This is a genomic window from Bifidobacterium parmae, from assembly GCF_002860365.1.
Classification (GTDB): Bacteria; Actinomycetota; Actinomycetes; order Actinomycetales; family Bifidobacteriaceae; genus Bifidobacterium; species Bifidobacterium parmae.
The window spans coordinates 240,178-257,429 of the sequence record NZ_NMWT01000001.1 but is presented as its reverse complement, the minus strand read 5'-3'; the positions used below and the strand labels follow the sequence as shown (position 1 = coordinate 257,429).

Annotated in this window: 17 protein-coding genes and 1 tRNA gene; 2 read left to right on the top strand and 16 right to left on the bottom strand. The window is 66.4% G+C overall.

All coding sequences use genetic code 11. The features are described 5' to 3' along the window. Nucleotides 1-17: 17 nt before the first annotated feature. From Uis4E_RS01030 to Uis4E_RS00990, 9 genes are all read right to left on the bottom strand, one after another. Nucleotides 18-722, bottom strand: a complete 705-nt coding sequence (locus Uis4E_RS01030) for an ABC transporter ATP-binding protein (protein ID WP_101621386.1) — start codon at nt 720-722, stop codon at nt 18-20. Continuing rightward, complete coding sequence (locus Uis4E_RS01025) at nt 722-1,591, bottom strand: ABC transporter ATP-binding protein (protein WP_101621385.1); 870 nt, start codon at nt 1,589-1,591, stop codon at nt 722-724. Before Uis4E_RS01025 ends, Uis4E_RS01030 begins: the two co-directional genes overlap by 1 nt. A 1-nt stretch (nt 1,592) precedes the next feature. After that, nucleotides 1,593-2,705 carry a branched-chain amino acid ABC transporter permease gene (locus tag Uis4E_RS01020; RefSeq protein WP_165784793.1) on the bottom strand — a complete coding sequence of 371 codons (1,113 nt, stop codon included), beginning with the start codon at nt 2,703-2,705 and terminating at the stop codon, nt 1,593-1,595. A gap of 1 nt (nt 2,706) precedes the next feature. Then, nucleotides 2,707-3,633 carry a branched-chain amino acid ABC transporter permease gene (locus Uis4E_RS01015; protein ID WP_101621384.1) on the bottom strand — a complete coding sequence of 309 codons (927 nt, stop codon included), beginning with the start codon at nt 3,631-3,633 and terminating at the stop codon, nt 2,707-2,709. A gap of 212 nt (nt 3,634-3,845) precedes the next feature. After that, complete coding sequence (locus Uis4E_RS01010; protein WP_101621383.1) at nt 3,846-5,024, bottom strand: ABC transporter substrate-binding protein; 1,179 nt, start codon at nt 5,022-5,024, stop codon at nt 3,846-3,848. Between the two features lie 347 nt (nt 5,025-5,371). After that, nucleotides 5,372-6,277 (bottom strand): peptide chain release factor N(5)-glutamine methyltransferase, encoded by a 906-nt coding sequence (gene prmC / locus Uis4E_RS01005; protein WP_101621382.1) that lies wholly within the window; start codon nt 6,275-6,277, stop codon nt 5,372-5,374. 2 nt (nt 6,278-6,279) lie between these two features. After that, nucleotides 6,280-7,368, bottom strand: coding sequence for a peptide chain release factor 1 (prfA, locus tag Uis4E_RS01000; protein WP_101621381.1), 1,089 nt, complete (start codon nt 7,366-7,368; stop codon nt 6,280-6,282). A 171-nt stretch (nt 7,369-7,539) separates the two neighbouring features. Next, the gene (rpmE, locus tag Uis4E_RS00995; RefSeq protein ID WP_034526683.1) at nt 7,540-7,752 is read right to left on the bottom strand and encodes a 50S ribosomal protein L31; all 213 of its coding nucleotides are present in this window, start codon (nt 7,750-7,752) and stop codon (nt 7,540-7,542) included. Between the two features lie 226 nt (nt 7,753-7,978). Continuing rightward, nucleotides 7,979-8,052, bottom strand: a tRNA-Ile gene (locus Uis4E_RS00990). A gap of 511 nt (nt 8,053-8,563) precedes the next feature. Here Uis4E_RS00990 and Uis4E_RS00985 point away from each other — a divergent pair. Next, nucleotides 8,564-8,992 (top strand): glycerophosphodiester phosphodiesterase, encoded by a 429-nt coding sequence (locus tag Uis4E_RS00985; RefSeq protein WP_101621380.1) that lies wholly within the window; start codon nt 8,564-8,566, stop codon nt 8,990-8,992. A 141-nt stretch (nt 8,993-9,133) separates the two neighbouring features. Here the strand turns inward: Uis4E_RS00985 and Uis4E_RS00980 are convergent, their stop codons facing one another. Next, on the bottom strand, nt 9,134-9,943 hold the full coding sequence (locus Uis4E_RS00980; protein WP_133125364.1) for a hypothetical protein: 810 nt from the start codon (nt 9,941-9,943) through the stop codon (nt 9,134-9,136). Between the two features lie 290 nt (nt 9,944-10,233). Between Uis4E_RS00980 and Uis4E_RS00975 the strand changes: the two genes are divergently transcribed. Continuing rightward, complete coding sequence (locus Uis4E_RS00975) at nt 10,234-11,232, top strand: EamA family transporter (RefSeq protein ID WP_101621378.1); 999 nt, start codon at nt 10,234-10,236, stop codon at nt 11,230-11,232. Nucleotides 11,233-11,255: 23 nt separating this feature from the next. Here the strand turns inward: Uis4E_RS00975 and Uis4E_RS00970 are convergent, their stop codons facing one another. The 6 genes from Uis4E_RS00970 to Uis4E_RS00945 form a co-directional block, all read right to left on the bottom strand. After that, nucleotides 11,256-12,665 carry an NAD-dependent succinate-semialdehyde dehydrogenase gene (locus Uis4E_RS00970; RefSeq protein WP_101621377.1) on the bottom strand — a complete coding sequence of 470 codons (1,410 nt, stop codon included), beginning with the start codon at nt 12,663-12,665 and terminating at the stop codon, nt 11,256-11,258. 204 nt (nt 12,666-12,869) lie between these two features. Beyond that, nucleotides 12,870-13,250, bottom strand: a complete 381-nt coding sequence (locus Uis4E_RS00965) for a glycerophosphodiester phosphodiesterase (protein WP_133125363.1) — start codon at nt 13,248-13,250, stop codon at nt 12,870-12,872. A 57-nt stretch (nt 13,251-13,307) separates the two neighbouring features. After that, a complete protein-coding gene (locus Uis4E_RS00960; RefSeq protein WP_101621375.1) occupies nt 13,308-14,297 on the bottom strand; it encodes a LacI family DNA-binding transcriptional regulator in 990 nt (329 codons plus the stop codon). Next, entirely contained in the window at nt 14,294-15,037 is a 744-nt protein-coding gene (locus Uis4E_RS00955) for a DUF624 domain-containing protein (RefSeq protein WP_133125362.1), read from the bottom strand. The genes Uis4E_RS00960 and Uis4E_RS00955 overlap by 4 nt, the downstream gene beginning before the upstream one ends. A gap of 150 nt (nt 15,038-15,187) precedes the next feature. Beyond that, the gene (locus Uis4E_RS00950) at nt 15,188-16,069 is read right to left on the bottom strand and encodes a carbohydrate ABC transporter permease (RefSeq protein ID WP_101621373.1); all 882 of its coding nucleotides are present in this window, start codon (nt 16,067-16,069) and stop codon (nt 15,188-15,190) included. A gap of 6 nt (nt 16,070-16,075) precedes the next feature. Next, nucleotides 16,076-17,056, bottom strand: a complete 981-nt coding sequence (locus tag Uis4E_RS00945) for a carbohydrate ABC transporter permease (RefSeq protein ID WP_101621372.1) — start codon at nt 17,054-17,056, stop codon at nt 16,076-16,078. Nucleotides 17,057-17,252 lie beyond the last annotated feature (196 nt).

The following is a 17,252-nucleotide window of genomic DNA, read 5'->3' as shown; positions in this document are numbered from 1 at the left end:
CCGGCGCTACCGGACGCTCACGCGCCGAGGTAGGCCTTGCGGACCTTCTCGTCGTGGAGCAGGTCGGAGGCCTTGCCCTCCATCGTGATGCGGCCCGTCTCGAGCACGTAGGCGCGGTCGGCGATGGACAGGGCCATCTTCGCGTTCTGCTCGACGAGGAGCACGGTGATGCCCTCCTTGCGCAGCGTCACGATGATGTTGAAGATCTCCTTGACGAGCAGCGGCGACAGGCCCATCGAAGGCTCGTCCATGAGGATGGTCTTCGGATGGCTCATCAGGGCGCGGCCCATGGCGACCATCTGCTGCTCGCCGCCGGAGAGCGTGCCGGCCAGCTGGCGGCGGCGCTCCTTGAGGCGCGGGAAGTAGTCGAACACCATGTCGAGGTCCTTGGTCATGCCGGACTGGTCCTTGAGGCTGAACGCGCCCATCTCCAGGTTCTCCTGCACGGTCATGCGGGTGAACACGTGGCGGCCTTCCGGCACGTGCGCCATGCCGAGGGTCACGATCTTGTTCGCATGCGTCTTGAGCAGGTCGTGGCCGTCGTAGACGATCGAGCCGGACTTCGCCGGCACGAGGCCGGTGATCGTGTGCAGCGTCGTGGTCTTGCCGGCGCCGTTCGCGCCGATCAGCGAGACGATCTCGCCGTCGTTCACGGTCAGGCTGATGCCCTTGACCGCCTCGATCGCGCCGTAGGAGACGCACAGATCCTTGATTTCCAGCATCAGCGTGCCCCTTCCTGCATGGTCTTGGCGATGCTCGGTTCGGGCGTCGCGTGGTCGGTGGAGTCGGCTTCGGCGTCGTCGGAGTCGTCGGCGCCCAGGTAGGCGGAGATGACCTGCGGGTTGTTGGCGATCTCCTCCGGGGTGCCGGAGGCGATCGTGCGGCCGTAGTCGAGCACCTGGATGCGCTGGCACACGCTCATCACGAGGCTCATGTCGTGTTCGATGAGCAGGATCGCGATGCCGAAGCGGTCGCGGATCGTGTTGATGCAGCGCAGCAGATCCTCGGTCTCGGTCGGGTTCATGCCGGCGGCCGGCTCGTCGAGGAGCAGCAGCTTCATGCCGGTGGCGAGGGCGCGCGCGATCTCCAGCTTGCGCTGCTGGCCGTACGGCAGGTTCGCGGCCTGCGTGGAGGCGAGGCCGTCGAGGTCGAAGATCTTCAGCAGGTCCATCGCCTTGGCGTGCATCTCGTTCTCCTGCTTCCAGAAGCGCGGGGTGCGGAAGATGGCGCCGCCCAGATGGTAGCTGAACGATTCGTCGAAGGCGACGAGCACGTTCTGCTCGACCGTGAGCTGCTTGAACAGGCGGATGTTCTGGAAGGTGCGGGCGATGCCGGCGCGCACGACCTGGTAGGTCTTCTTGCCGTTCATGTGCTCGCCGTCCAGCCAGAAGTCGCCTTCCGTGGGCTTGTACACGCCGGTCAGCAGGTTGAACACGGTGGTCTTGCCGGCGCCGTTCGGGCCGATCAGACCGATGAGCTCGCCCTTGTGGATCGTCATGTTGAAGTCGGAGACGGCCTTGAGGCCGCCGAAGGTGATGCCGAGGTGCTCGGCCTTGAGGATGGGCTGTTCGCTGGTCTTCGCGTCGGTCATCTCACGCCTCCTTCGTTTCCGTGGCGGTTGCGGCGGTTGCGACGGTCTCGGTCGCGGCGTCCGTCTTTCCGGCCTCGGCGGCTTCGGCCTTCTCCTCGGCCTCGGCCTTCGGGTTGCGGAACAGCAGACGGTTCACGAGGCGCGGCAGCGAGAACTCCCAGGAGCCGAAGATGCCCTGCGGGCGGAAGATCATGACGAGCACGAGCACCACCGAGTACGCGAGCATGCGGTAGTCGGCGAACGCGCGCAGCAGCTCCGGCAGGATCGTCAGGCCGATCGCGGAGACGATCGAACCGGTGATCGAGCCCATGCCGCCGAAGACGACCATGATCACGTAGTTGATGGAGTTGAGCCAGCCGGCCATCGTCGGGTTGAGCGAGCCGATGTACTGGGCGAAGATGCCGCCCGCGATGCCGGCGAAGAACGCGGAGATCGCGAAGACGAGCACCTTGAGGTACGTGGTGTTGAGGCCGGAGGCGCCGGCGGCGATCTCGTCGTCGCGGATGGCCTTGACGGCGCGGCCGTAGCGGGAGCGGCCGAACATGAACAGCACCACGACGGTGATGATCATGATCCAGAACACGATGTACAGGTTGGCGGTGCGCTCGATGCCGATGAGCGCCTGGCCGGCCGCGCCCTTGTCGAGGCCCATGCCGCCGGCCACCTTGAGGTTCTGGATGATGACGCGGATGATCTCGCCGAAGCCGAGCGTGATGATGGCGAGGTAGTCGCCATGCAGGCGCAGCGCCGGGATGCCGATGAGGATGCCGAACACGCAGGCCACGACGCCGCCGAGCAGCGTGGTGACGAGGAAGCGCAGCGTCGGGTCGACGAGCATGCCGGTGGCGACCATGTACTTGGAGGCGAGGGCGGCCACGTACGCACCGATCGCCTCGAAGCCGCAGCAGCCGAGCGTCAGCTGGCCGAGCACGCCGATCGTGAGGTTCAGCGAGGTGGTCATGATGATGGCGATGCACGCGGTCATCATGATGCCCTTGATGTAGGAGTTGGCGATGCCGGACTCGCACAGCGCCATGACGACGCCGAACGAGGCGAGGATGCCGAGGAAGCACACGAGGTACGACTGCCTCGTGGAAAGCATGGACTTCTTCATATCAGACCTTCTCCCCCTCGTTCTTGCCCATGATGCCGGACGGCTTGACCAGCAGCACGACGATCAGGATGGCGAACACGATGGCGTCGGAGAACGCCGAGGTGATGACGCCGCCGGTGATCGTGCCGATGTACGCCTTGGTGAGGCTCTCGACGAGGCCGATGGCGATGCCGCCGATCATGGCGCCCGGGATCGAGCCGATGCCGCCGAGCACGGCGGCGACGAACGCCTTGAGGCCGAGCATGGCGCCCATCATCGGGGAGACCTGCGGGTAGGCGGCGCAGTACATGAGCGAGGCGACGGCGGCGAGGCCGGAGCCGATCGCGAAGGTGAGGGCGATCGTGGAGTTCACGTTGATGCCCATGAGCACGGCGGCCTCCTTGTCCTCGGAGACGGCGCGCATGGCCTTGCCCTGCTTGGTGAACTTGACGAACAGCTGCAGGCCGATCATGATGATCAGGCCGAGCACGATGGTCAGGAGCGTGTCGCCGGGCAGCTTGAGCTTGCCGAACGCGATGGACGGCAGGTGGAAGATCGTCGGGACGGTCTGGAAGTCGGCGCCGAAGACGGCCTGGGCGCCGTTCTCCAGCAGCAGCGACATGGCGATGGCGGTGATGAGGGCGGTCATCGAATTGCCCTTCTCACGCACCGGCTTGTAGGCGGCCTTCTCGACGATGATGCCGACGGCCACGCACACGAGGATGGCCGGGACGATCGCCACCCAGGCGGGCATGCCCATGGCGACGATGGCGGGAATGGTGAGCATCAGCACATAGGCGCCGACCATGATGAAATCGCCGTGGGCGAAGTTGATCAGTCGGATGATGCCGTAGACCATGGTGTAGCCGAGCGCCACGAGCGCGTAGACGCTGCCGATCTTGAGACCGCTGAACAGCTGGCTGATGAACATGATGATCTGATCGGTCATCGCTCCCCCTTTCTTTCTATGAGATTGACGAAACCGGGATTGACGGAATCGGAATTGACGGAATTGAAACGAACGGAATCCGGACGATCCGAATCGAACGGAACGGGCGCATGAAAACGCAAAAACGGAGAGGGCCGGCGAACCGGCCGCTCTCCTGTTCTCGTCGCGTCACACGCCGCGACCCTGGTGGGCGGGACTCACTGGAGCGTGGCTCACTTGGGCTGGACGGTGGTGTTGTAGACGGGCTTGCCGTCCTTGAGTTCGAGCACAATCACGGACTTGGTCGGCGAGCCGGACTTGTCCATCGTGAACTTGCCGGTGACGCCTTCGAAGCTCATGCCGGCGACGGCGTTGCGCACGTCCTCGCGGGTGGCGCTCTTGCCGGCCTTCTCGATGGCCTGCTTGATCATGTAGATCGTGTCGTAGCCGAGGGCGGCGAAGGTGTTCGGATCGGCGTTGTTCTTGGCCTTGTAGGACTTGATGAAGTCCTGCACCTTGGTGTTGGAGGTGTCGTCGGCCGAGTAGTGGGTGGTGTAGAAGGTCTTGTCGTACTGGGACTTGTCGCCGGTGAGCTTGAGGCCGTCGTAGCCGTCGGGGCCCATCACGTAGCCCTCGAAGCCGACGGAGCGGGCCTGCGGGATGATGTACGGGCCGGCCACGGAGTAGTAGTACGGGGCGTACAGCAGCTCGGCGCCGGAGGCCTGGATCTTCTGCAGCTGGGCGGAGTACTCGGTGTCGTCGGCGGAGGAGGAGCTCTCCTTGTCGACCACCTGCATGCCGAGCTTCTCGGCGGCCTTGGCGAAGGCCTCGCCGACGCCGGAGGAGTACGGATCGCCGGTGCCGTAGAGCACGGCGACCTTCTTGACCTTCAGGTTCTCGGCGGCGAAGCGGGCGGCCACCTCACCCTGGTAGGAGTCCTTGAAGCAGGTGCGGAACAGGTAGTTGCCGGTCTCGATGGAGTCGGAGGTGGCGGCCGGGGCGATGGTGACCAGCTTGGTCTGGTCGGCCAGCGGCGCGACGGCGGCGGTGGTGGCGGAGATGGTCGGGCCGGCCACGGCGAGCACGTTGTTGTCGGCGGCGAGCTTGTTGTAGGCGTTGGACGCCTCGGTGGCGTCGCCCTTGTCGTCGAGGGACTCCAGCTTGACCTTCTTGCCGTTGATACCGCCCTTGGCGTTGATCTCGGAGACGGCCAGCTCGAAGCCCTTGACCTCGGCCTCGCCGTACGCGGCGGCGGTGCCGGAGTTGGTGGTCACGGAACCGATGGTGATGGTGTCGCCCGAAGCGGCGGAGCTGGAGCTGGAGGAGTCGTCCATGCTGCCGCCGGAGCATCCGGCGAGCGACATGGCCATGACGGCGGCCGCGCCGGCCGCGATCATCTTCTTGGAGAACATGACTGTTCTGCCTTCTTTCTTCTTCGTGAATTGCGCACCGTGGCCATGAGCCTCTTCCCGGACCCTCCGGGACCGTCGGCTCGTGCGGGGACGCGCATGATGTGCGCGCGGGACTCCTGTCGGCGTGCGGCGCGCCCGGCTTGTGGCCATGCGCGCGGCACCCTCGTCTCCTCTCCCACGATGCTTGCCGCCGACTGTTATACAGGCATGCCGGTACCGCCCGCAATGGTGTTTCTTATTGTGAGACAACCCACGTTTTCGTCCGACATGCGGCTGTTTTCCGCATTTCGAAACACGAAGGCCTCCCTCGTCGACGAGGGAGGCCGAGTTCTACCGTTCGGCGAATTCTACCGTTCGGCGAAGAGGAAGCGCGGGCGGCCGGTCCAGTCGTTCTCGGTTCGGGCCGTCGCGAAGCCGTTCGCGCGCGCGTAGGCGACGAGCCGCTCCCCCTGCGTCACGTCGTGCTCCATGACGAGCACGCCGCCGGCGCGCAGCAGCCGCGCGGCGCGCAGCACGATCCGCTCAGGGATGAGCGCGCCGTCCGCCGAGCCGCCGTACAGCGCGAGCGCGGGATCGTGGTCGCGCACCTCCGGCTGTTCGGGGATCTGGTCGAGCGGCACGTACGGCGGGTTCGTGATGACGGCGTCGACGCGCCCGTCGAGCTGCGGGAGGGTGAGCGTGCTGGTCGCGTCGCCGAATTCGAGATGGTAGTTGTAGCCGGCGGTCGGGTTCGCGCGCGCGATGAGGTCGCGGTTGCGTTCCGTCCACGCGTACGCCTCCGGCGACTTCTCGACGGCCCACACCTCGGCGCCGGGCACCTCGGTCGCGACGGCGAGGCCGATCGCGCCCGAGCCGGCGCACAGATCGACGACGAGCGGATGGTACAGACCGTTGCGCGTGATCCAGTCGAGTCCCGCCTGCACGACGGTCTCGGTCTCCGGCCTCGGGATGAACACGCCCGGTCCGACCTTCAGGTCGAGATAGCGGAACGGCGCGTGCCCGGTGATGTGCTGCAGCGGCTCGCGCTTGGCGCGGCGGGCGACCATCGCGTCGAAGCGCGCGGCGATCTCGTCGTCCGTGCCGGCTCCGCGGCCGGCGTCGAGCGGATCGCCCATGAGCAGCGCCTTGTCGACGTCGCGCAGCTCGACGCCGGCCGCCTCGGCGAGCAGGAGCTTCGCGTCGTGTTCGGGCGTGTCGACGCCCGCCTCGCGCAGTCGCGCCGCGGCGGCGCGGATCATTCCCTCGATGCCCATCATCACTTCTGGTTGGCGAGACGTTCGGCCTCGTCGGCCTGGATGTCGGAGTCGATCACGGCCTGCAGGTCGCCGTCGAGCACCTGGTCGAGGTTGTACGCCTTGTAGTTGGTGCGATGGTCGACGATGCGGTTCTCCGGGAAGTTGTACGTGCGGATGCGCTCGGAACGGTCGAGGGAGCGCACCTGCGAGTGGCGCATGTCGGCGGCCTCGGCGGCCTCCTGCTCGTGCTTCATGGCGAGCAGGCGGCTCTTGAGCACGCGCAGCGCGGCGGCGCGGTTCTGGATCTGCGACTTCTCGTCCTGCATGTTCACGGTGATGCCGGTGGGGATGTGCGTCATGCGCACCGCGGAGTACGTGGTGTTCACGGACTGTCCGCCGGGACCGGAGCTCATGAAGATGTCGATCTTGAGGTCCTTCGGATCGATCTCGATCTCGTCGTCGTCCTCGTCGGCCTCCGGGAAGACGATCACGCCGGCCGCGGAGGTCTGGATGCGGCCCTGCGATTCGGTGACGGGGATGCGCTGCACGCGGTGTACGCCGCCCTCGTACTTGAGGGACGCCCACACGCCGTCCTCCGGAGCGGGCGTGCCCTTGGCGCGGATGGCGATCTGCACGTCCTTGACGCCGCCCAGCTCGGTGCCGTTCTCCGACTGGATGGTGACGGTCCAGCCGCGCTTCTCCGCGTAGCGGGTGTACATGCGCAGCAGGTCGCCGGCGAACAGCGCGGCCTCCTCGCCGCCGGTGCCGGCCTTGATCTCCATGATCGTGTCGCGCGCGTCGTCCGGATCGCGCGGGATGAGCGCGGTGCGGAGCTTCTCCTCGGCGGCGGGCAGTTCCGCCTCGAGGCGCTTCGCCTCGGCCGCGAAGTCGGGGTCCTCGCCGGCCATCTCGCGGGCGGCCTCGAGGTCGTCGCGCACGGAAAGATAGGTCTTGTACGCGGAGACGATCGCGCCGAGCTCGGCGTGACGGCGGCCCAGCTTGCGCATCTTGTCCGGGTTGGTCACCACCTCGGGACTGGCCATCTCCTGTTCGATGTTCCGGTATTCCTCCAGCGCGGTCGCCGCCGCGGGGAACTGTTCGTCTGCCATGGTCTTGTCTTCCTCGGGATTGGTATGGTGTTCGGTTCCGCGGTTCGCGGACGGCATGGGCCGGACGCGCCGGCGGGTGTGCGGGCATACAAAAACGCCAGTCCTGCGAATGGTGGCGGGACGGTACGCCGAAGCGCGCCGACCCGTCTCGCGGGACTGGCGTCAAGTATGCTACTTGGCCTTCTTGCCGTAGCGACGCTCGAAGCGGGCGACGCGGCCGCCGGTGTCGAGGATCTTCTGCTTGCCGGTGTAGAAGGGGTGGCACTTCGAGCACACGTCGACCGTCATGTGGTCGCCCTTGTAGGTGGAACGGGTGACGAAGGTGTTGCCGCACGAGCACAGGACCTCGACGGCATGGTAATCGGGATGGATACCCTGCTTCATGATGTCTCCTAAGGAATTCAGGTGACCCGGGTCGCCTCGCCCCTATGGCTGGCGTGAACCGGAACCTAGTGGATGATAGTCCCCCGCCCCGACACCCGGGACACGCCGCCCGCTCCCGCTGGCGGGAGCTGTCGAACGCAGTGAGACTGAGGGTGGTTCCACCCGACGACCACCCCCAGTCGGCTTCGCCGACAGCCCCCGCCAGCGGGGGGCGAATAACAGACAGTGCCCCCGCTGGGACTTGAACCCAGGACAAACACCTTATAAGGGTGCTGCTCTAACCGACTGAGCTACGGGGGCAACCCTCACGATTGTACCGGCACCACGGACGGCCCCGCACCGCCCGTCATCACACGCCACGGCGCACCCGCGACCGCCCGCCCTCATCCGTCATCGACAGCTCCCGCTCCCCCTCCCCGCACCCGCCACACCCTTGACGCGTCCGCAGCCGCCGGCCACCGCCGGCCACCGGCATCCGCCTCCGTTCCGCGACACGCCGGACCACCAAGAAAAACGAACATGAATGTTCGTTTCCATGAAATACCTACCATCAACGATGGTTGATTACGTAGTCATTCGCACATGAAGCCAAGAAGGCGCACAATATCTCCCAGCAAGGTAACGCCCGCGTTAACAAGGCCGGAAATTGTGTATTTTCAATACCTTGAGCGCTCACATCATGCTAGTCTGTATCGCAGATGTTCATCAAGGCATCAATGAAAACCCCAAGCAACATCGGATAAAACGTACATTTTCTCACCACAGAATCGAACATGTATCATGTTCGATTCGATTAGGGAAGGACGCAGTCATGGCAGAGGAAGCCGAAGACAAGGTAATCACCGTCAACTTCGACATGTTCGACAAGACCCCGGAGGAGAAGACCGCCGAGGCCAACAAGGTCGCCAAGTCGTTCGGCATCAGCGACGCCGCGCTGGCCGAGGTCGAGGAGTACAAGGCGAAGCTCACCCGCTACGACGCGTGGGACCTGCCGTTCATGGGCTACGTGAACGAGGACGGCTACGGCTACGCCTACGTGCCGGACGCCGCCATCGTGCGCGAACCCTACTGGGACGCCCACAAGGCGTTCCTCGCGCTGCCGGAGGACGTGCAGACCGCGTTCGCGATCCGCATGCTGTTCACCCACCGCCCGGTCGACCGCTACGGCGCCAGCATGTTCCTGCACTACCAGCGCGGCTTCAAGGTGAACTTCATCGGCGAGGGCGCCAACAAGTACTGATCCGCACGGGACCCGCGTCCCGCATCCGCCCGGCGCCGACGCAAGGGCGCGTCCGCACCAGCAACACCGAAGGGCCGTGGCCCGGGGCATCAATCCCCGGACCACGGCCCTGTGCGTTCCACCACCGTCACGCGGCGGCCGTCACCGCGATGCCGCCACCTCCTCCCAATCGACCTTGAGGCGGCGGTCCCGGCCGAACAGCAGACGCGCGTAATCCACATAGCCCGGCTCCCACGCACGCAGCGAAGCCGCCACATGCGCGCGGAACGCGTCATCGTCCGGCGTATGCGCCTCATACAACGTCGCCCACGGCATGCGCCACACGCCGCGAACCTCCGCCACGCGGCCGATGATCGTGCCGCCGCACGCGCCGTCGAACCGCCGCGCCGCCGCCCGGTCACGCACGTCGAACACGCCGCCATGCGCCAGATCCTCCACCGTCACGACGCCCGACCCGGCGCACGCGCCACGCACCCAGAACCACGAGGCGACGTTCGACGACGACATCTCGCACAGGTCGCGATACCCCCGCTCCCCCAGATCGCCGCGGTCGAGACGCTCGTACGCCGCGGCCACGGCGAACGGCGTCAGGCCGGAGACGTCGAGGTGATAATCGAACGCGAACCATTGGGCGAACGCGTCCTCCACATGCTCGTGGAACGCGCGCGACCGCGGCCGGAACGGATTGAGATTCAACTGGATGAAGAACTCGCGCCGCGCATCCCCATACGTCACCAGATCGTTCTCACGGAACATGGCGACCACATCGGCCATCGGCACGGTCGCGACCGGCACGTCCCGCGGAACATCACCCCCGTCATGGACGCGAGCCCCACGGGCGCATGTGTCACGGCCGCGACCGGAGTCCTTCGCCGCGGCCGTGCCGGCATCGACCGGCACGCCGCGCGGCGCATCGGCCACCAGCCCGTCCGGCATATCAACCATCATCATGATTCCCCCTCCGAGATCCTGCGGAAGGCGCCGTCGCCCTCCCCGTGCACCCCACGGTATGTCCCCGTCGCGGCACGGGCAAACCCATCCACGTTCCCGTGCCCGACGGTGGAAAACCCGGTGGACGAGCGCGCGTCGTCCACCGCCATCGCGCGGGTTCCGCGCGACGCGGCGCCCCTTCCATACGACGCGGCACCCCATTCCGCGGACGCGATACAATCGCCACCGGCCGCAATCACCAACCACCACCAACCACCAATCGACCACCATCGACCACGACGGAAGACGACATGACGAACGAACCGGCATCTCACGCACACGACGCGACGAGCGCGGGCGGCGACACCGCCGCCGAACGTACCCCGGCGACGACGCCGCGGACCGGCGAACGCGTCATCCAGACGCCGCGGGGCGTCGCCGCGACGCTCGCCCAGGCGTTCGTCTACGGCATGTTCCCCCTGTACTGGGCGGCGCTCGCCACCGTGCCGTCGATGAACGTGATGCTCTACCGCATCCTCACGGCGGCCGTCGTCATGGTGCTGTTCATGCTGGCCACACGGCGCTGGCACGGGTTCGTCGCGGCCGTGAGTGCCATGTGGCGCAAGCCGCGCGTCTTCTGGATGGAGGTCGCGGCGGCCGTGCTCGTCACCATCGACTGGGTCGTCTACATCCGACTCGTCGCCGTCGGACGCACCTCCGAGGCGAGCGCCGCGAACTTCCTCATGCCGCTCATCAACATGGCGCTCGCGCTGGTCATCCTGCATGAGCGGGCCACACGGCCCGGCCTCGTCTCGATGGTGGTCGCGCTTGCCGGCGGCGCGCTCTACGTGCTCGACACGGGCGCGTTCCCGGGGCTCGCCCTGCTCATGACGTTCAGCTACTCCGGGTACTGCCTGATCAAACGGTTCATCCCGCTCGACCCGTTCCAATCGTTGACGTTCGAGACCGGCGTGCTCGCGCCGTTCGCGTTCGCGGCGCTCGCCGCGCAGCCGGGCTTCGGCGTGCCGGAGGGCGAGCCGTGGTGGGTGTGGGCGCTGCTCGCCGGCTGCGGGCTGCTCACCGCGATCCCGCTCGTGCTCACCTCGTACGGCGTGCGGCATGCGGCGTTCCTCACGCTGAGCTTCACGCAGTACATCACGCCCACCATCCAGCTAATCCTCGGCATCGCGGTGCTCGGCGAACACGTGCCCGCGCACCGGTTCGTCTCGTTCTCGGTGATCTGGCTCGCCCTCGCCATCTACACGTTCGACCTGGCGCGCCGCCACCTGGAACGCCCGAAGCGTCCGTAACCGCCCGTGCCCGGCCTCGGCCGTCACAAGGCGTCAATGTCGCCCACGGCGATGACCTTCTGGTTGACGAACTCCTTCAGTCCCAGGTCGATGAGCTCGTGGCCGTAGCCGGAGTTCTTCACGCCGCCGAACGGGATGTCCGCCGCGACGATGGTCGGATGGTTGACGGCGACCATGCCGGTGTCGAGCCGGCGCGCCACCTGCTGCGCGTGGCGGACGTCCCGGCTGAACACGGAGCCGCCGAGCCCGAACGGCGAGTCGTTGGCGATGCGCACCGCGTCATCCTCGTCCTTCGCGCGGTACAGCTGCGCGACCGGCCCGAAGAACTCGGTGTGGAACGCGTCGTTGTCCTCGCTCACGTCGGTGAGCAGCGTGGGCGGGAAGAACGCGCCGGTCTCCGGCACGTCGGCGAGGTATTCGACGTGGGCGCCCTGCGCGACCGCCTCGTCGACCTGCCGTTGCAGCGTGCGCTTCGCGCCTGCGCTCGACAGCGGCGCGAGCGTCGTCTTCGGGTCGTTCGGATCGCCGGCGACGAGCTTCGCCGCGCCTTCGCGGTAACGGGCGAGGAACCGGTCGTACACCTCGTCGACCACGATGAGCCGCTTCGAGGAGACGCACACCTGCCCGGCGTTCCAGTTGCGTCCGCGCACCGCCCAGTCGGCGGCCTTGTCCACGTCGGCGTCGGAAAGCACGATGAACGCGTCGGCGCCGCCGAGTTCCAGCGTGCTCTTCTTGAGATGTTTCGCGGCGAGCGAGGCGACGAGGCCGCCCGCCTTCTCCGATCCGGTGAGTGCGACGCCGCGCACGGCCGGGTGCGCGATCACGGCTTCGGTCAGGTCGTGCGGCAGGTACAGGTTGGTGAGGAGCCCTCCCGCCACGGCCTCGTCGACGCCGGCGCCTTCGGCGGCGAGATGGAACAGCGATGCCATGCGCGCCGCGCACTGCGGCACGTTGGACGCGTGCTTGAGCACGACGACGTTGCCGGCGGTGAGCTGCGGCGCGGTGATGCGCACGACCTGATAGTAGGGGAAGTTCCATGGTTCGACGGCGAAGATCACGCCCATCGGATCGTTGACGAGCTGCACGTCGGTGTCGCCGTAGCCGTTGGCGGACAGGAAGCGCGGGGCGAGCAGCTCCTCGCCGTGGTCCACGTAGTAGCGCAGCATGGCGACGCAGATGTCGATCTCGCCGGCCGCCTCCGCCGCGGTCTTGCCCATTTCGAGCGTGATGGTGGCGGCGTAGTCCTCGCGGTTCGCTTCGAGGATGCTCGCGGCCTGTTCGAGCACGGCGACGCGTCGCGCGACCGGCAGGTCGCGCCATGCGAGGAAGGCGCGGTGCGCGTTGCCGAGCGCGGCGTCGACCTCGTCGGCGGTGGCGTTCGGGAAGGTGGCGACGGTCTCGCCGGTGTACGGGTTGATGGTTGCATACGTCATTGTGATGGGTCCTTTGCTGGTCCGTCGGGGATATGGCCTCATCGAATCTCCGACTCGGCCCGGAGCCGCGCCACCGGCCTTCCTCGACCGGCGCCCCGCAATCTCGCGGCACCCGTATATCCATGGTGCATCCCGTGCCCTCGCGGGCGGAGGAACCGCTCTGCATGTCGGCCGTGATTTGCCTCACAGCCGACACGTCGGCGGTCAGTACGGCTGGTTGGCGTGGATGATGACGCCGCGTTCATGCTTGAGGAACTGTCGCGCGGATTCATGGTCGACGTCATGCCCGGCGGTGAGGCTTTCGTAGACGACGGCGGTCTGCGCGCCGCGGCTGAGCCGGCTGAACGCCTCGTAGGCGTTCCAGCCGTCCTGCGCGACGGCGAACGTCGGCTCCTGCACGTAGCCGTATCCGGCGGCGTTGCAGTAGCCGTTGAACGGCAGCCCCCACGCCCGGTGCGCGTCGAGCAGGCGCCCGTAGGCGGCGGCTTCGGCGAATTCGTCGTCGGTCACGCCGTCCCGTCGCGCCAATGCGACGGCGTGGTCGTGGTCGTAGCCGCAGTCTCGCGGCGGAACGGGTAACGGCATGATGTCCTCCTCGATTGACGGTTCCGCGGTCAATGGGTTGCCACTTGTTGTCCCGGTTCACGCCGCCTTGCCGACGCTGTGGCGCATGACGAGGCGGGCGGGGACGGTGACGGCCGTGCCAGGCACGTCGCCGCCGCTGATGCGGCTCAGCAGCGCGGCGGCCGCGTCGGAGCCGAGCGCGGCGGCCGGCATGTGGATCGTGGTCAGCGACGGGTTGGACAGCGCGGCGAGCTTGTCGTTGTCGAAGCCGATCACCGAGAACCGCTCCGGGCACTCGTAGCCGCGCTTGCGCATGCCGGCGACGAAGCCGAGCGCCATCAGGTCGTTGTAGGCGATGACCGCGCCGGTGGGGTTGAGCAGGTACTCGTCGACGAACACGTTGCCGCCGTCCACGGTGGGCGCGCACGGGTGGGAGCGTTTGAGCGAGATGTTGCGGGCGTTGCATTCGTCGGAGATGGTGCGCCATTTGACGCCGCCCACCCACGAGGTCGACGGCCCGTCGATGTAGGTGAGCCGGTGGTAGCCCATGAGCGCGAAGTACCGCACCGCCTGCTTGACCGCGTCGGAGATGTCGATGACCACGTTGGGCACGCCGCGCACGTTGCGGTTGACGACGACGGTCGGGCACAGCTGCGCGCATTTGCGGATCATCACGTCGGGCATGCGCGGCGAGACGAGCAGCACGCCGCGCACGTACGGCAGCACCTCGTCGAAGATGATGCGCTCGCGGGCGACGACCTCGCGCGATTCGCTGACGACCATGCCGAATCCGCGCGAGGAACATTCGTCCTGCACGCTGCGGCAGATCGCGGCGAAGAACGGGTTGGCGAGGTCGGGCACGATCACCGCGATCAGCCCTTTGCCGTTGACGTGCCTGCGGCCGGAGGTAATCGGATCGGCGTGGTAGCCGATCGCGTCGGCGGCGTCCTGGACCTTGCGCGCCGTCTCGGCGCTCACTCGGCCGGGCGCGGCGAACGTGCGCGAGACGGTGGACGGCGAGACGCCGGCGACCTTCGCGACGTCGTAGATCGTGACCTTGTCGCTCATCGCGCGTCCTCCCCGCCGTCCGCCACGGCGGCGGACGCGACGTCGCGTCCCGCCGTGACGTGGTCGGCCATGTCGACGATCACGTGGCGCTTCATCCCGTCCCATGCGGCGAACACGCCGATCAGGCCGGCGAGCGAGCATCCGAACAGCGGCGGGACGAGCACGGTGAACGGCATGCCGAGGTAGGTGACGGCCGTGAGGCCGGCGAGCGCGGCGAGCGCGGCGGCCATCCGGCCCAACCGCATCTGGGTGAGCAGGACGGCGTTCCTGAGCACGGCGGGGACGGGCAGGTCGGTGAACGCGACGAGCGGGAAGACGATCATCATCACCATGACGTCGAACAGCGCGGCGACGAGGCACAGGCCGGCGAGCGCGTAGCCGCCGGGCATGCCGGAACGCGGGTAGAAGAGCATGCCGAACAGGGCGGCGGCGAGCACGCCGAACATGACGGCGCCGCAGGCCGTGGAGCGTTTCCATTCGCGCGTGAACTCGCGCCAGTAGTCGTGGAACGGGTAGCAGATGCGGCGCTGAACCATGCGCCCGAGGACGGCGCTCATCGCGGTCATCGCGCAGGGGATGGTGACGATCGGCACGCAGGAGAGGATGAACATGACGTTGAGGCCGATCAGGCGGCCCCAATGCCACTTGATGACGGCGAAGAACAGGTGGATGCCCTGCGGGTTGGCCTGACGCTCGGATTCATGGCTCCGACCGTTGTAGAACAGCGAGAACAGGCTCATGGTGGTCAACCGGCTTTCTGGTGATGGAACGGATATGCGGAATATGGAGCGGCGCCGGCCTCCGCCGCCATGGGGAAGGAAGGAGGTAGCAAGTCCATGGCGGCGGGTGCGCGGCGGCGATGCGGGCTGGAGTCGAAGGAGGAGGAAGCCTCAGCCCTTGAGTCCCGAGGTGCTCACGCCTTCGACCAGATACTTCTGGAAGAAGAGGAAGATGAGCACCGAGGGAAGGATGGAGACGGACGCCATGGCGAACAGGGCGCCGTAGTCGGAGGAGGAGCCGGGGTCGGAGAAGAGCTTGAGCGCGAGGGCCACCGGGTACTTCTCGGTGTCGGACACGTACAGCAGGGCTCCGAGGAAGTCGTCCCAGCGCCACATGAAGGAGAAGATGCAGCCGGTGACGAGCGCCGGGGTGAGCAGCGGGAAGATCACGCGGGCGAAGATGCCGTAGAAGGAGCAGCCGTCGATCTTCGCCGCCTCGTCGAGGCTCTTCGGGATGCCGTCGATGAAGTTCATCATCAGGTAGATGAAGAATCCCTGGATGGCGAAGCAGTAGGGCACGATGAGCGGCAGGTAGGAGTTGGTCCAGCCGAGCTTCTGGTACCACAGGTACTGCGGGACCATGAGCACCTGGGCGGGCAGCATCATTGAGATCATCATGGCGACGAACAGCGTCTTGTTGCCCTTGAACTTGAGGCGGCTCAGCGCGTAGGCGACGATCGCGGAGGAGAACACGGTGCCGATCGTGGCGGTCACGGCGATGAACAGCGAGTTGCCGATGTAGCGGAAGAACGGGATGCCGGGTTCGAAGCCGCGGAAGCCGTTGACGTAGTTGTCGAGCGTCCATGTGGTCGGGAACAGCTCGCCGGCGGTGGTGAACACGGTCTTCGTGGGCTTGAAGGAGCTGAACACCATCCACGCGATCGGGTAGAGCATGAGCAGCGCGAACGCGAAGACGAGCACGTGGTAGACGATGCGGCCGGGCTTGACGCGCGGCGCGTTGCGGACCGGGGTGGTTGAAGTCGCAGTGGTCATGATGGATCAGGCCTCCTCGTCGTAGACCCAGAAACGCTTGGTGGCGAACAGGAACAGGGTGAACGCGCCGACCAGGATCAGCATGACCCAGGCCATCGCGGCGCCGTATCCCGCGTGGTAGTTGGTGAAGGATTCGTCGTACATGTGGACCATGTAGAACAGGGTGGAGTTCATCGGCTTGCCCTGCGTGATGATGTAGCACTGGGTGAAGGCCAGGAAGCCGTTGATCATCTGCATGACCAGATTGAAGAAGATGGTCGGGGTGAGCAGGGGCAGGGTGATCTTCCAGAACTGCGTCCACTTGGAGGCGCCGTCGACGCTGGCGGCCTCGTAGAGTTCGGCGGGGATCTGCTTGAGGGACGCGAGGAAGATCAGCATCGAGGAGCCGAACTGCCAGACGGCCAGGATGATGAGCGTCCAGATGGCGGTCTTCGTGTTGCCGAGCCAGGCGAAGTCGGACTTGACGCCGAACAGGCCGAGCACCTGGTTGATGGTGCCGTCGGAGGCGAACATCTGCTTCCACAGGACGGCGATGGCGACGGAGCCGCCGAGGATGGACGGCAGGTAGTAGGCGGCGCGGTAGAAGCCGGAGGCCTTGGAGTTCTTGAGCAGCAGCATGGCCACGAACAGCGCGAAGATGAGCTTGAGCGGCACGGAGATGAGGGCGAACAGGAAGGTCACGCCGAGGGATTTCCAGAACAGGTCGTCCTGGGTGAACATCTCGACGTAGTTGTCGAGGCCGATCCAGGAGGCCTCGCCGATGATGCTGTAGTCGGTGAACGAGTAGTAGAGGGAGAGCACCATCGGGACGATCATGAACATGAGGAAGCCGAAGATGAACGGGGAGGCGCAGACGTATCCGGCGACGCTCTCCTTGTTGAGGAAGCGGCGTAGCGCGCCTTCCTTGCGGAACGTCACCCCGGCGGTCTTCCTCGCCGTGTTCGCGTTGCGCGCCGAGACGGGCGCCGCTGCGGTTGCGTGGGACATTGCCATGCCTTTCGAAGAATGAAGTGTGTGGAGACGACGAAAGCCGGACGTCGCTTTGCGTCAAGCCATGTCCGGCTTTCGTCTGAAGGAGGAGTAGTTGGAAGGAAAAGGAGATTGTGGTGTCCGCCGCCGGCCGTCGATTGTCGGTTGAGTGGAAGGGCCGGCGGCGGCGTCATGGTCTGGTGTCGATCGGGCC